The 16,150-nt window shown below is 29.5% G+C and carries 13 protein-coding genes; 3 read left to right on the forward strand and 10 right to left on the reverse strand.

The window, feature by feature from the left end; genetic code table 11:
- Positions 1-58 precede the first annotated feature (58 nt).
- The 6 genes from J2127_RS01370 to J2127_RS01395 form a co-directional block, all read right to left on the reverse strand.
- The gene (locus J2127_RS01370) at positions 59-853 is read right to left on the reverse strand and encodes a DUF7411 family protein (RefSeq protein WP_209731649.1); all 795 of its coding nucleotides are present in this window, start codon (positions 851-853) and stop codon (positions 59-61) included.
- A 168-nt stretch (positions 854-1,021) separates the two neighbouring features.
- Positions 1,022-2,143 carry a glutamine-hydrolyzing carbamoyl-phosphate synthase small subunit gene (carA, locus tag J2127_RS01375; RefSeq protein ID WP_209731650.1) on the reverse strand — a complete coding sequence of 374 codons (1,122 nt, stop codon included), beginning with the start codon at positions 2,141-2,143 and terminating at the stop codon, positions 1,022-1,024.
- A 245-nt stretch (positions 2,144-2,388) separates the two neighbouring features.
- A complete protein-coding gene (locus tag J2127_RS01380; protein WP_209731651.1) occupies positions 2,389-3,618 on the reverse strand; it encodes an ABC transporter permease in 1,230 nt (409 codons plus the stop codon).
- A gap of 119 nt (positions 3,619-3,737) precedes the next feature.
- Positions 3,738-5,015, reverse strand: coding sequence for a COG1361 S-layer family protein (locus tag J2127_RS01385; RefSeq protein ID WP_209731652.1), 1,278 nt, complete (start codon positions 5,013-5,015; stop codon positions 3,738-3,740).
- A gap of 241 nt (positions 5,016-5,256) precedes the next feature.
- Positions 5,257-5,751, reverse strand: coding sequence for a hypothetical protein (locus J2127_RS01390; RefSeq protein ID WP_209731653.1), 495 nt, complete (start codon positions 5,749-5,751; stop codon positions 5,257-5,259).
- Positions 5,752-5,855: 104 nt separating this feature from the next.
- Positions 5,856-6,539 carry an ABC transporter ATP-binding protein gene (locus J2127_RS01395; RefSeq protein ID WP_245326422.1) on the reverse strand — a complete coding sequence of 228 codons (684 nt, stop codon included), beginning with the start codon at positions 6,537-6,539 and terminating at the stop codon, positions 5,856-5,858.
- A 1,003-nt stretch (positions 6,540-7,542) separates the two neighbouring features.
- Between J2127_RS01395 and J2127_RS01400 the strand changes: the two genes are divergently transcribed.
- The 3 genes from J2127_RS01400 to J2127_RS01410 all read left to right on the forward strand — a co-directional run bounded on the left by J2127_RS01400 (position 7,543) and on the right by J2127_RS01410 (position 12,413).
- A complete protein-coding gene (locus J2127_RS01400) occupies positions 7,543-8,694 on the forward strand; it encodes an MFS transporter (RefSeq protein ID WP_209731655.1) in 1,152 nt (383 codons plus the stop codon).
- 808 nt (positions 8,695-9,502) lie between these two features.
- A complete protein-coding gene (gene thsA / locus J2127_RS01405; RefSeq protein WP_209731656.1) occupies positions 9,503-11,128 on the forward strand; it encodes a thermosome subunit alpha in 1,626 nt (541 codons plus the stop codon).
- A 202-nt stretch (positions 11,129-11,330) separates the two neighbouring features.
- Positions 11,331-12,413, forward strand: a complete 1,083-nt coding sequence (locus J2127_RS01410; protein ID WP_209731657.1) for a prephenate dehydrogenase/arogenate dehydrogenase family protein — start codon at positions 11,331-11,333, stop codon at positions 12,411-12,413.
- Between the two features lie 57 nt (positions 12,414-12,470).
- Here the strand turns inward: J2127_RS01410 and J2127_RS01415 are convergent, their stop codons facing one another.
- The 4 genes from J2127_RS01415 to wtpB form a co-directional block, all read right to left on the reverse strand.
- Complete coding sequence (locus tag J2127_RS01415; protein WP_209731658.1) at positions 12,471-13,181, reverse strand: segregation and condensation protein A; 711 nt, start codon at positions 13,179-13,181, stop codon at positions 12,471-12,473.
- A gap of 40 nt (positions 13,182-13,221) precedes the next feature.
- Positions 13,222-13,842: a site-2 protease family protein gene (locus tag J2127_RS01420; RefSeq protein WP_209731659.1), complete on the reverse strand. Its 621-nt coding sequence runs from the start codon at positions 13,840-13,842 to the stop codon at positions 13,222-13,224.
- A 244-nt stretch (positions 13,843-14,086) separates the two neighbouring features.
- Positions 14,087-15,040 carry an ATP-binding cassette domain-containing protein gene (locus J2127_RS01425; RefSeq protein WP_209731660.1) on the reverse strand — a complete coding sequence of 318 codons (954 nt, stop codon included), beginning with the start codon at positions 15,038-15,040 and terminating at the stop codon, positions 14,087-14,089.
- Between the two features lie 101 nt (positions 15,041-15,141).
- Entirely contained in the window at positions 15,142-15,915 is a 774-nt protein-coding gene (gene wtpB / locus J2127_RS01430) for a tungstate ABC transporter permease WtpB (protein ID WP_209731661.1), read from the reverse strand.
- Positions 15,916-16,150 lie beyond the last annotated feature (235 nt).

A 16,150-nucleotide genomic window follows, 5' to 3' on the forward strand; every position in this document is an offset into this window, starting at 1 on the left:
TGATTTTAGATTAATTTTAGATTAATTTTAGATTAATTTTTATATTATTTTTTTTAAATTAGCTTATTACATCCTTTATATTTTTTAAACCTTCTTCTTTTGTTATTACCTGTGCTCTTACTTCCCTTAATATACGCTGAATTGTAAATTTCTGCATATTTTTGTTTTTATTAGCTATTTTTAATAAATTACAGCCATAAGATTGCACAATATTTATTTTTTCATGTTTTAACAATTTTCTACTACCATTTTTTTCCAAAGCTAAAAATGAGGGCATATTTAGCCTAATAATACCATTTTTCAAATAATGAATAGATAAAGGACCTGTAGACAACATATCCCCATAAATTATATAATCATAACTATTATTTAGGGCATAAGTTAATGCTGTGTTCTCTATTGCTGTGTGACACTTACCACAAGGGTGATATTTCTTTTTAATAGTATTTTCTTTAATTTCCGATAAATCAACGTCTACGAAGGTATGTGAAAGCCCTAATTTTTGAGCTAAGTTACTTATTTCGTGTTTTCGATCGTCATTTATGATTATAGGGGAATAAACCGTTATTAAATCAGTTTTAAACAGTTTTTTTGCAAGTACTGCCGAAACAGTGCTATCTACGCCACCACTAAAAGCTACGAGAGCTTTTGAGTTTGAAATATCGAGGGCATTATCATCATTTGTAGGGTTGGTATTACTAGTCATACTTATGTTTAAGGAATCCGTCCAAAAATCATCATGTAATTTATTTAAATTATCAAAATCTATCTTTGAAATAAGCTTTTTATTATTTAATAGACTCAGAGCATCTTTTGAAGATGTTAAAGCTCTTTTTCTAAGTTCTAAATCCATAATATCACAAAATATTTTTAAATTAAATAACCCATTATATATCGTAAATAATTAGAATATCTGTATAATATACATAATATAATATAAAAATACAATTAAGTTTAAAAAAGTTGTTTTAAAATAAATGAAAATGAGAATTTATTTAATTTTTAATTTTTAATTTTAAGTTTAATTTTTGTACTCTAATGCCATTTCTATCATTTTATCGAATAAAAATCTTGCATCGTGTGGACCAGGTCCTGCTTCTGGGTGGTACTGTACACTCCAAACTGGCATTTTTGTATTACTTTCATTTTCTACAACCAATTTATGGATTCCTTCCACAGTGTTATCATTTAAATTAATATTTGCTATTTCATAACCTTCAGGTATGCTTTCGTAATCTGTTGCAAAACCGTGGTTTTGTGAAGTCATGTAAACCTTTCCAGTTTCTAAATCTTTAACAGGTTGGTTTCCACCCCTGTGACCAAATTTAAGCTTGTAAGTTTTACCACCTAACGCCAAAGTTAATAACTGATTACCCATACAAATTCCAGTGACTGGAAGTTTGCCGATTAATTGCTTTATTGTAGCAATTGTTTCAGTTACCAATTCAGGGTCTCCAGGACCATTTGAAATTAAAACAAAGTCTGGTTTTTCATCCAATATCTCTTTTGCAGTTGTATTGTAAGGTACTTGAATAACTTCACAATTTCTTTCAGTTAAACAATCTATGATACTTGATTTAACACCACAATCGATTAAAACACATTTTACTGCGTCCTTGTTATTGTTATTGTTATTTTCGTTATTAGGATTGTGAACTATTTTTTTAGTTGTTGAAACTTTTGAAACTAATTCTATTTCTGAAATATCTTGGTATTCTAATACCTTTTTTACAAGATTTGCTATTTCATCTTCTTTTATTTCAGTTTTTGAAGATTTTAAAAGTGCTTTTAACACACCTTTTGACCTTATTTTTTTGGTGATATATCTTGTATCTACGCCATAAATTCCAGGGATTGAATGTTCTTTTAAAAAATCGTCTAATTCGTTGCTTGTAAGGTCTTTTATGACAAAACCTTCTGAATGGATTGCTTCAGACTCGTACCATTCTTTTTCTACACCGTAATTTCCTTCTAATGGATATGTCATAGTAACAATCTGTCCTTTGTAGGAAGGGTCGGTTAAAACTTCCACATAACCAGTCATACTTGTATTAAAAACCAATTCGCCTAAAACTTCGGATTCTGCCCCGAATCCTTTTCCTTGTATAACCGTTCCATCTTCTAATATCAAAACTGCGTACATGTTATATCAACCTAATTTTTATAGAGGTTTTGTTTTTATACTATTTATTTTTATGGATATATTTATAAATTCAAATTAATTTATTTAACTTATTTATTAAATTATATTGTTATTTAATAAATAAAATAAGAATAAAACTGAAAAATTAAAAAAGAATGAAAAAATAGAATATTTGTTTTATATTTTTATTATATTTTTTAATTTTATATATTTTTATTATATTTTTATTATATTTTAATTTTATATTAATCGTGTCTTAGAGCATCTACAGGTTTCAATTTTGAAGCGTTATAAGCAGGTACAACTCCAGAAATAAGTCCTGCAAGTATTGATACAGCCAATGATATTATAATACCGTTTATACTGATTACGAACTCATATGGTGTTTGCATTTGCATTGCTATTGCGTAAGCTACGATTTGAGTAATTACAATTCCGATTATTGCCCCCAACATACCGCCAATTAGACCAATTAATGCTGAATTAAATAAGAATAACATTAATATATCCCTATTTTTAGCACCTATTGCTTTCATAATACCTATTTCCTTTGTTTTCTCCAAAACTGAAGTAAACATGGTGTTTGCAATACCTAAAGAGCCTACGAGTAAGGCAATTCCCGCAATAAATGCCAGGAATATTGTTATGTAATTCAATATATCTTTTGTACCTTCCAATATATCTTTTGAAGAGAATATCGTAAAGTCTTCGTTAGATTCGGTTACGTGTCTTGAAGTCCTAAGAGCTTTTTTAATTGAATTCATTGAATAGTTATAATCCGCATCATCAACTAATTTGATTTCTATAGAATCATAAACGTCTCTTTTTTTAGTTCTTGACAATCCTTCTTTTTCAGGTATTTCATAAGCCATTTTGTATGGAATATATACTCCAGATGCGAAAAAGCTACTCATTCCCCTATTATCATCTAAAATACCAATTACTCTGAAAGACTTTCCATTTAAATTTATCATTTGGTTTAAACCAACTTCTCTATCGAATGAATTCTCTGCGACATCTTTCGTAATTAAAATTACATTTCTATCGGATGGTGAAAACATTCTACCTTCAAGCAATTTTTGGTCGGATATTTGAGGCCAAACTCCTGGGTCAACACCTTCTACATAAAAATTAGTCTTTTTAGTTCCATACGTGGCTTCTGCAAAAACCGACACTTTCGGATTAACGTATTTCACAACGGGCAGACCTTGTAGCACCATTACATCAGTACGGGTAAGTTCGGGGTCTTTATCATGAATAGAACTTTCACCGTTGCTTTGCGCATGTATAGATATCGTGCTACCTCCGAAGCTTGTAATAGTTTCGGAAACTTTATCTTGGAATAATTCACCCGTGGAAATTATGGTAATAACTGAAGCCACGCCAACTACGATTCCTATTATGGTTAACCAGCTTCTTAATTTACTGTTTTTAACCATGTTTATTGACATGTTAAATAGTTTTAATTTATTCACAGTTACACCCTTTGGGTATTTGTTTAAATTAAGCGATTATTTTAAATTTTTAGTAAATTAAAATAAAAAATATTTGGAAATATTTTGAAATAGATATTAATATAAGAATATTAGATAGATTAAATATCTAATTTATTTTTTGAATTTTTTCTTCTTCTAATGATGTAATATGCTACACCACCAACTAATAATATGCCAACTATTATATATGGCACAAAGCTATAGTCCATACCTTCAGTTTCGTCATTAGTTCCTTTTAATCCACTGAATTCTGACATGCTGTCTACATTATCGGGTAAGTTTACTACTTTTTTAAGGGTCTGCCTAACGCCCTTGTCGTCAGTGTATTTTACACTTATAGTAATATTTTGAGTATCTTCCTCAGGAAGTAAGCTAAAACTTGCGTAGGTATAATCTCCTTGTAATAAATTACCTATAATTACCGTATCTGGTCCCGATATTTTCCAACCGTCTTGTCTAGGCACACTTACTGAAACAGAGTTTGCTTGAATTTTTCCAGTATTTGAAACAGAAAATGAATATGAATTACCTTGATTTTCTGAATAAACTACTTCAAAGTCTGTATTACCGGTTATTATAACTCCGGCTGTTGTAAGTATTGATTGTTTGCTACCATTTTTATAATCATTAAATGTCATGTTAATATTTAACTGATATAAACCAGGGTCTGCGTCAGTACTTGAAGAAACGTCATATTCAATATTTGTAGACTGACCTACATCCAATTCTTGAATATATCTTGAATTGCCAGAACCTACAGGTAATAAAACATTATCTGCAGTATCCCATGAGAATGTTACATCTTTTAAATTAGCAGAACCTACATTCTTAACGGTAAATACCATTTTAGTAGTTTCTCCGGCATTGAATTCCTTTTTACTTATTTTAACTTCTGTAGCTTCCTTATTTGCAACGTTAATATATACTTCTTTCTTTAAACCAGTGTCTTTTTCGCCCACTTTGTAAAGTATTATTTCAACAGGGTAGTCTCCTGCATATACGCCTTTTGCAACTTTTAATTTAAATTTTGAGATAATTGCGTCCTTACCATCTTGGTAATCTGCAATAACTCCGATTTGTGATTTTAATGATTCGCCAGGTACGGCTTCAAAAGGATATTTTGGGTTAACCTCTAAAATATAATTTCCATCAGATAAACCACCAATATTCTCTACGCTGACTCTAAATTCGAATACGTCACCTGCAATAGCAGGGTCGGGGTTCTGATTAACCATTTTCATGTTTATTAATTGAATTACTTCAGGGTCATTGAACTTTGCCAAATCACTGTATGTATAGTCTGCAGTTTCTGCATATGCCGGTATTGTGAAAATTAATAGAACCGACAGTAACGTGATAATTCTTTGAATATTCATTTCTACACCTTTACTGTAAATTGTAAATTATAATGTTTTGGAAATTTTAGATTAATTATTTTATATTTTATAGTTTATATTCGGTATTTCGTATTCCATATTCTTTAGCCTACATTCCATATTTGGTACGTTTATTATCCTTATTATTTAAATTATCTTGGCTATCTTAGTTATTTTTAATTTTAATTCAATATAATACAAAATAATATAAAAATAAAGTATTTTAAGAATACAATATTATTTAATTCCTAAAGTAATCCTTATTTTTTAATATGTAATACAATATGCCTCCGGATATCAATATTACGATGATATCTGATGCAATTACGCTGTATTTCATAACTTCTAAAATCATTGCACTTTCAGCTGCAGTCGTTCCTGCCAATACTTCAGCCTTCATATCTGCAGGCAAGGTATTTAATAGTGAATCAGGCATTGTGATAACCATGACTAGGTTTATTAGAGAAAACAGGACCCCATAAGCATTCCAGGCAAGCACTCCCTTTTCAGCCCATTTCTTTGCAGAATAGATACCGTAAGTAAGCACTGTCCAAATACCAAACACTAATATATTTATTGCAATTGCAGGCATTCCCTGGAAAAATCCTGTTAATAATCTAGGTTCGAGGTATGCCATAGCGGTAGCAGTACCCATTAATGCAAAAACTGATGCTAATGCGTAGTATAGGAATACAAATTTCATTCCTAATTTCATTTCTTTAAAATTCTCCAACATAATTACCCTCTTCAAAATTGCTATTATTCTTATTATTAGTATTACTGTCTGTATTACAATATTATCAGTATTATTTTTTATTAAATTCTTATCTGTTAGCTAATCTATTCCAAATTTAAATCATCCAAATCTTCAAAATCTTTCCGATTTCTATTTATTTCATTTCGAACAATTTGTCCGTCTTTTAATTCAACTTGCGTATTTGCATATTTTGCAAGATTTAAATCGTGTGTAATCATGATTATTGTTTTACCAGATTTCCACAATTTTTGTAATATTTTTAAAACCTGAGTACCTGTTTTACTATCTAAAGCACCGGTTGGCTCATCTGCAAGCAGTATGTCAGGATTGCAAGCTAAAGCCCTAGCAATAGAGACTCTTTGTTGCTGACCTCCCGAAAGTTGGGAAGGTGAATTTTTTATACGGTCCCCTAGACCAACCATTTCTAAAACGCGTATTGCCCTTTTTTTTGCATCTTTGTCGTTTACATCCTGGAATTGTAAGGGCAACATAACATTTTCGAGTGCACTCATACTTGGTATTAAATTATACTGCTGAAATATGAAACCAATTGAACGACCCCTTAATTCTGATAGGGTAGATTCTGAAAGCTTTGATATATTTTTATCGTATAGATAAACGTCCCCTTTTGTAGGTATATCTAAACAGCCTATCATATTCATCATGGTTGATTTACCGCTACCTGATGAACCAATAATTGCTACAAAATCTCCTTTTCGGATATCTAAATTAATATCCCTAAGTGCTGTAACTTTATAATCTCCCATAGGATATATTTTCCATATGTTTCTTAAAGAGATTATAACTTCAGAGTCTAAAGTATCTGGCGTATTTGTATTTTCAACTTCAGAATCTTCCTTGATATCAGCTTCAGCTTTTACAGTATTTTGAATAGTATTTTCAGTACCACTTACGGTTTCAATGGTTTTTTCGTTATTTTCCATTTTATCCCCAAATAGTGGTTGTAAATTAAATTTTATGTAAATTTTGTATAAATTATATATCACATAATTAATGATATATTGTATATTAATAGATTTAAAATTAAATTTTACGTTAATTGAATCCAAAATTTGGACAATAATACTATGGGCACATAATATATAAAATTAATTAGGTAATATTCGATAATGACAAATATGGCCATTGAATATGCGAAAAAATAAAAATAAAAATAAAATCATTAAAGAGCATGTAGATGTTTTTATAAAAATTATAGTTATATCTGTAAAAATATCTGTAAAAATAACAATAACACATGTAAAATAATTTTCTAGTAAATATAATATTATAAAATAGCATGATTAATTCATAACGATTAAGTAGATATTAATTATTAATAAATTTTTAATAAAATCTTATTAAAAGTCATTTTGTATTATTAAGTGATATAATTCATTAAGGAGTAATTTTGATACCGTTAGGTCCTACTCTGGTAAACATTTTCGTACACCCCCTTGAATTTTTGTATTATTTTTGTATTTAAATAACATATTTCATTAATTGTTAGCTTTGATACCTTTGAGCCCTGTTCTAGAAAACATTTTTTTACACCTCCAATTTCTTGTAATAATAGGTTAGTGTTTCTAGTATATATATTTAACTATGCTTAAATTTATTAAGCACAATTAAAGATATATTTTACTCATGAATAAGACTATATATCAAAACTTGTAAATATTAATCAATTAATACTCAAAAAATAGAAAAATAAAAAATTAAATTAATATAACTTAAAAAAAGATTAAATTAGTAACACTTACGTATTTGATGGTATATATGAAAGAATTTAAAGAATTAAAAAACAATCCTATGTATTATTATTTAATACCGTTATCCATCCTCGCTACAATAGGTTTGCAAATATGGAATACATTGTTTAACAACTTTGGGGTGGATATCGTAGGTATCAATGGTTTGCAGGTTGGTATGATTCAATCTATTAGAGAGATACCAGGATTTCTAACATTTTTAGTAGTTTATATATTGTTAATAATAAAAGAACACAGATTAGCTGCGTTATCCATAGTTATTTCAGGAATTGGGGTTGCGTTAACAGGTTATTTCCCATCCGTAGAAGGCTTAATGTTTACAACATTTATGATGTCGTTAGGGTTCCACTTTTTCGAAACCACAAATCAATCTTTGACATTACAACACTTTACAAAACGTCAGGCTCCTTTAATGTTTGGAAAAATAAAAAGCCTTTCTGCGTTGGGCAATATAATAATTGGGATTATAATCTGGTTTACCGCATCATATTGGTCATTGAAATATAATTATTTAGTATTGGGGTCAATTATATCACTTGGAGGATTATATCTCTTATTAAATTCTCCAAATGTTCCGGAAACCACTCCTCAAAAGAAAAAAATGATGATAAAGAGCAAATACTGGCTTTATTATGTGCTTAATTTCCTTAGTGGTGCGAGAAGACAAATATTTATGGTCTTCGTATTGTTCCTATTGGTTGAAAAATATCATTTTAGCGTAATACAAGTAACTACTTTGTTTATAATGAATAATATCATTTCATTTTTGGTTTATCCGAAAATTGCTAAATATATTAACGTATATGGCGAAAAAAAGATGTTATCTATCGAATATACGATGTTAATATTCGTATTTCTTATATATGCCTTTGTAGAAAATCCACTAGTTGCCGCCCTTATGTATATCGTGGACAACTTCTTTTTTAACTTTGCAATAGGTATAAATACATATTTCCAAAAAACAGCTGAACCTGAAGACATTGCACCTTCTGTGGCGACAGGATTTACAATAAATCACATTTTAGCGGTTTTAATGCCCTTAATTGGTGGTGCATTATGGCTTGTAAACTGGAAAATACCATTTGTCATCGGCGCTGTAATTTCTTGTATTTCATTATTATTTGTACAAAAAATAAAGTACGCTAAATAAAATATTTATTAATTCTTTTTTATTATATTTTTATTATATTTTTATTATATTTTTATTATATTTTATTTTTTTTTAAATTATAATATGACGCTAAATTAGTATCATAATTCATTATTTTGAAGATTCAAAGCCATTATATTTTGTAATATCGTTTAAAAAAAAGATATATTTTTAAATTAAAGGCTAATCAGTTAAATTTTAGCATATATCTAACCATAAGGATAATTAGACGCCTAATATTCTTATAAACATTCTTAAATTAAATGATAAAATATATAAAGATATAATAACTTATAATATAATAGGGACGTAATTAAAATAAATAAATTAACTAGGATAATCGAATAATTTAATACCTAATTATTTAGAATAGTTGGAAAGTCTAATTTTGGGAGGGAGGCGGGCACTACATCATAGCCATAACTATCAAATCTATGCTGTTTTAAGTTAGACTGTTTTAACGGGGATGGGAAACACGGTGTTATAAGGGGTTGTACTATAAATGATAATCTTTTTGGGGGAAAAGGTTATTATTTAGTTTTCTCATTCATCACATTCTTTTTTATTTTTTATAAATTTAACAATACATTAACTCAAAAAGTTTAAAAGTTTAAAACATGTTTTTTTAAATATTTATAATATCGAAACATTTAATTATACGAAGTAAAAATCTTTATATATTCCCTATTAGTCATATATATACCGAAGTGGTTACAATTGACCGTCTGAATTTTTTTATAATATTATTTATTACTAACTTAATAAAACTTAACAAGTAAAAAAAGCCGAAATATTGAGAGGTGCTATTATGGCAAGTCCAAACCAAGGTGTATTACCTGAAAATATGAAAAGATACATGGGTAGAGATGCTCAAAGAATGAACATCTTAGCTGGTAGAATAATCGCTGAAACAGTTAGATCAACATTAGGTCCAAAAGGAATGGATAAAATGTTAGTTGACGACATGGGAGATGTTGTTGTAACAAACGACGGTGTAACAATCTTAAGAGAAATGAGTGTTGAACACCCTGCTGCTAAAATGTTAATCGAAGTAGCAAAAACACAAGAAAAAGAAGTTGGAGACGGTACAACAACCGCTGTTGTTACAGCTGGTGAATTATTAAGAAAAGCTGAAGAATTATTAGACCAAAACGTACACCCAACAATCGTTGTTAAAGGATACCAAATGGCTGCTCAAAAATGTCAAGAAGTTTTAAAAGAAATTGCTTGCGAAGTAAGCTCAGAAGACAAGGAAATCTTAACAAAAATCGCAATGACCTCAATCACCGGTAAAGGTGCTGAAAAAGCTAAAGCTAAATTAGCTGACATCATTGTTGATGCTGTATCTGCAGTAAGCGAAAACGGAGAAGTTGAAAAAGACTTAATCAAAATTGAGAAAAAAGCTGGTGCTTCAATCGATGAAACCGAATTAGTTAAAGGTGTTTTAATCGACAAAGAAAGAGTAAGCGCACAAATGCCTAAAAAAGTTGAAGGTGCTAAAATTGCATTATTAAACTGTGCAATTGAAGTAAAAGAAACTGAAACAGACGCTGAAATTAGAATCACAGACCCTGCAAAATTAATGGAATTCATTGAACAAGAAGAAAAAATGTTAAAAGACATGGTTCTTGAAATCAAAAACGCAGGAGCTACAGTATTATTCTGTCAAAAAGGTATCGATGACTTAGCACAACACTACTTAGCTAAAGAAGGAATCATGGCTGCAAGAAGAGTTAAAAAGTCAGATATGGAAAAATTAGCAAAAGCTACAGGCGCTAACATCATCACAAATATCAAAGACTTATCAGCTGAAGACTTAGGTGACGCTGGAATCGTAGAAGAAGAAGCAATTTCAGGAGACAAAATGATTTTTGTTAAAGAATGCAAACTTCCTAAAGCGGTTACCATGTTAATCAGAGGTACAACAGACCACGTTATTGAAGAAGTAGCTAGAGCTGTTGACGACGCTATCGGTGTTGTAGCATGTACAATCGAAGATGGTAAAATAGTTTCAGGCGGAGGTTCAACAGAAGTTGAATTATCCATGAGATTAAGAGAATTCGCTGAAGGAATCGATGGAAGAGAACAATTAGCTGTTAGAGCTTTCGCTGATGCTTTAGAAGTAATTCCAAGAACATTAGCTGAAAACGCTGGTTTAGACGCTATTGAAATCTTAGTTAGAGTTAGAGCTGCTCACGCAGGTAACAACAAATGCGCTGGTTTAAACGTATTCACTGGCGAAGTTGAAGACATGTGTGCAAACGGCGTTGTTGAACCATTAAGAGTTAAAACACAAGCTATTCAGTCAGCTGCTGAATCAACAGAAATGTTATTAAGAATTGACGATGTAATTGCTGCTGAAAAATTAAGAGGAGCTCCTGATATGGATATGGGAGGAATGGGCGGAATGGGCGGTATGCCTCCAATGATGTAATTGATTTAATTTGATTAATTAAATATCAATTATATTTTTAAATTCCATTCTTTCTTAATTATTATTTTTTTGAATACATTTTATGGTTATTTCATTTTATAAATCATTTTATTTGTGATATTATAATATAATAGCAAAGACAATATATTTTTTTATAAAATTTTATAGAATTTATAACTTAATCAATTTTATTTGTGATATTATGGATTTAAAACGTTCAAAAATTTCAGTTTCCATAATTGGTGGAACCGATGGTCTTGGAAAATGGTTTGCCAAATTTTTAAAAGAAAAAAATGACAATTTTAATTTTGAAATAACCGTTACAGGTAGAAATAAAGAAAAAGGCAGTGCTGTAAGCCAAGAACTCAGCGTAAACTATTGTTCGGATAATATTAATGCCGTAGAAAAAGCAGATATTGTGATAATAGCAGTACCCATTAGTCATACCCTGTCAGTTATAGAAGAAGTAGCCCCCCATGTACCAAAAGGTAGCATATTAATGGATATGACTTCAGTTAAGGAAAAACCGTCTTTAAAAATGATAGAATTTACAAAAAAAGGTGTTTCTGTTATTCCAACCCACCCAATGTTTGGACCTTCAGTACCTTCAATTGCTGAACAAGTTGTAATTCTTACACCCGTGGAGAAGTGTGATAATAAGCACTTTGAGAGAGTTAAAGAGTTCTTAGAAAATGCGGGGGCGAAGGTAATCGTCGTTACCCCCCAACAGCATGATGAAATTATAAGCGTAATTCAAGGTTTAACTCACTTTGTCCATATTTCATTAGGCTCTACCCTTAGAGAGCTTGGCGTAAGTATTAAGGACTCCAGGAATTTTGCATCTCCGATTTATGAAATGATGATTAATATGGTCGGTAGAATCGTAGGGCAAAATGCAAATTTATACGCCGATATTCAAATGAACAATGACCGGGTTACAAACGTTCACGACACTTTTATAAATGAATGTATTAAATTACGCGATACAGTTGCAAATAAAGATAAAAAAGCATTTATTGAAGATATGGAATTGACTTCTGCTTATTTTGGTGAAGAAACTAAAAAAGGTCTGTATTATTCAAATAAAGCCGTTAATGCCATAGTTAATGAGAATATGGCACTAAAAGAATCTATTGGTAAAGAAATTACTTTAAAACATATATACACTGGTAAAATTTATAACGGAATCCTAAATAATATTATTGACGATAAATTAATTCTTAAAGACCTTAAAAATGATAAAAAAGAATATGAATTAAATATTTATGAATTTAATTTGCTATAACTTCACTATTTTATTTTTTCTATTTCTTAGTTTTTAGTTTTTCTGTTTTCTTTTTATTCATTGTTTTGATTTTAATTGAACATATAATTTTTCAAATAATTCTTCCTGTAATAAATCTATTTTACCGTCATTTGCTAAATACAGGGATGGTAAAAAGTTTTTTATAACTTTTTCTCTCGTATCAAATTTTTCTTGGAATATAAAATTTCCATCTTTTGAATTTTCCAATTCTTCGATTATATAATCCATAATATCTGAAATATCGTCTTCTTCAATCATTTCTTCGATTAAATTATTTAAATTGGTTGCAATGGTACCGGGAGATTGAGTTCTTTTTTTTCTAGGTTTTTTGGATTTTATTTTATTAAGTTCCGATTGTAACGTAGTTATAAGACCATCTAAAGTTACAGTGGTTTGTTTTGTAGGTTTCTCATTTGTTTTTTCGTCCATTATTACAGGGATAGGTTGAGTTTCTAAATCGTTGTATTCTTCATCCCTTCTATCATCCTCGTTGATTTCCTCTTCCCCTTCCTCTTCTTCATCATCGAAAGCATTCTCGCATTCCCCGTATAAAATTTCAGATTTCATCCTTAGCAAAATGCTAGCTACTAAAACGACATCTGCAGAGAGTCTTATGTCAAATTTTCGTAACTCTTTAATCGTTTCTAGATATTCATTTGCAATATCTGAAATATTGATATTCCAAGGGTCTACTTGCTTTTTAGAAATGTTTTCTTTAATAATCCGTACCCATAACTCAAATTCCATAAAATCCCCTAATTTTATATTTTTTCTAGATTTAACCACATTATAATAATGCACTGATTATTGTATTTACAATTGTACTATTGAATAACCAGAAGATTGTAAATACTCCGAAAACTCCTATCCATATGCCTTTATTCCAACTTAATACTTTTGAACCATCAAATGGTGGGATAGGTAGCATATTAAACCATGCAAGTGTTATGTTTACCAAAAAGCCCATAATTCCTAAATTTACTAAATATATATTTTGCATTTTCATACCTAAAATTAACGGGATTAGGAATACAAATGCCAATCCGAAGTTTATTAAAGGTCCTATTATTGAAATTTTACCATTTTCCTCGTAGGTAAGGTACTCTTTACTTATATAAACTGCACCCGGGGCTATGAAAGTTATTCCGATTAATATTCTTAATATTAAAGCTATTGCTAAACCTTCATACCAAGCTCGGTATTCACTCCAAGCGCCATAATGTTTTGCCACAGTTCTATGACCTAATTCGTGGAATATAAAACCAGTACCTACAGCTATTAAAGCGATTAATAAGTCTATCAATCCCGCTTGGTTTAAATTTAAAGGCCATGCGAATATAATTGCTATTGCAAATGTTGAAATTAATATTTCTTTAATCTCTTCTGCACTAAAATCAAAATAATTCATTATTTCACCGCGTAAATGTGTAAATTTATGTAGACTAATTTTAAATTTTATATTTTCATATTTCCATATAGTATATGTTAATATTTGTTAATATTTATTAATATTTATTAATGTATGGAGAATAATGCAAATTTAACAAAAAATTAAAAAATCTAAAATAAAGAATAAAAAAATAATATAAAAATAATATAAAAATAATATAAAAATATTATAAAATAAGATAAAAAAATAAAGAAATAATATTTTAAATACGAATCATATTTTCAAAATCAATGGATACGTTATCGCCCGATTTAATATCAAACTCTTCATCGCAAATACATTTTAAATTTTTGTTGTTATATGAAACACTTACGGTTTTATAGTATCCAAAATCAATAAAACCATTTACAACACCGTATTTTTTGCCGTTTCTATCACCACTAGTAGAGGTGCCCGTACTTTCAACAGTTTTAATTTTAACATTCTCAGGAGAAACTGCTAATTTTGCATTATTTTCAGATAATATATTATAACCCAAAAATTTGGCAACTTTTTCATTTTTTGGCTTTTTAAATATCTCTTTTGTTCCAAAGTCGTTCAATTCCCCATTAATTACTATGGCAATATGTTCGCCCAAAGTCCTGGCCTCTACAAAATCATGCGTAATATGTATTATAGGGGTTAATTCACTTATTTTCTTTAATTCATCCATTACAGTATCTTTAATATGAATATCTAATGCGGAAGTAGGTTCATCGAGTAATAAAAGTTTAGGATTTAATACCAAAGCTCTTGCTAATGCAACTCTTTGTTGTTCCCCACCACTAAGTGTTTTTGGCGTTCTTTCCAATATATGGGATATATTTAAAAATTCCGCAATATCTCTTATTTTCTTATCTGCGGTAAGCTTATCAACCTTACGAATAGTCATTCCGTATTTTATATTCTTATAAACATTCATATTTGGGAATAATGCATAATTTTGAGGTACATAACCAAAATTTCTTAGTTCGGGTTTCAAATCAGTTATATCTTCATCATCATAATAAATTTTACCGTTATCTACATCCAAAATTCCTGCTATACATTGAATAATTACGGACTTTCCAGCACCACTTGGACCCAAAATTACACAATATTTGTCACGCAATTCAAATGAAACATTTTTTAATTGAAATTCTTTCCATGATTTGGATACATTTTCTAATTTTAACATCCTTACACCAAATTAATTATGATACATTTATTAATGCAATATATTATGCAATTATATGCCATATATTTTTTTTATTTTTTAATCCTATTTTTTATTTTCTTTTAATTTTTAACTTTTTTATGCCTTACAAGCCTAAAGATTGTAAATAACAATATACTTACAATGATCATCAACACGGAAATTGGTTTTGAGGAAGACAAACCGAATTGGTTAAATCTATCCATAATGAGTACAGGTGTTGTTTTGGGGAAATAAGCAACTATTAAAATTGCACCTACCTCACTTAAACCTCTCGCATATGTCAAAATACTTCCAGAAACTAAGTTATTTTTTATAATTGGTAAGGAAACACTAAAGAACGTTTTAAATCTTGAAGCGCCCAATGTTCTTGAAACGTGTTCTAACTCCTCGTCCACCATTTCAAAACCGTCCCTTGCACTATTTATCATGAATGGGATTCCTACATATAGCATTACTGCTACAATCCCCCAAAAATTATCAACTATCTTTAAACCTGCGTTAGTTAGAAATTCACCGATGGTACTCCCGTAAAAGAATGAAAGTATCATAATACCCACTACGGAGTGGGGTATTGCCATAGGAATATCAATTATACTTTCAATTAAACTCTTACCTTTAAAGTCATTTCTTGCAAAAATGTATGCTAAAGGCACACCGAACAATAACGCCAACAACGTACTCATTCCTGCTGCTTTTAAACTTACTTCAAGCGATTTGATAACTTCCTTATCCATTATAGCTCCCGAAACATCTCCAGGATTCAATAACATAGTTATCAAAGGCAATGAAACAAATAATAAAATAAATACTGATGCAGACAAGAATACTATGTAAAAACTTTTATCTATCTTCATATTATCACAAATAAAGGGGATTAAATGAGTAATGCAAATAATACCTAATGTAAATTTTATTAGGAATCTAATATATATTGGAAATGTATTTGCGTAATTATTTTTAATAATATAATTTTTAAACTATATGAAAGTTTAGTATTTATAATTAATTTTAATGGTATTTTAACAGGATATAATTAATAATATTATTAAATACATTGATTATATATAAAATAAAAACTAAGATAGTTAA

This window comes from Methanococcus voltae (assembly GCF_017875395.1).
GTDB classification, from domain to species: Archaea; AGJL01; Methanococci; order Methanococcales; family Methanococcaceae; genus Methanococcus; species Methanococcus voltae_C.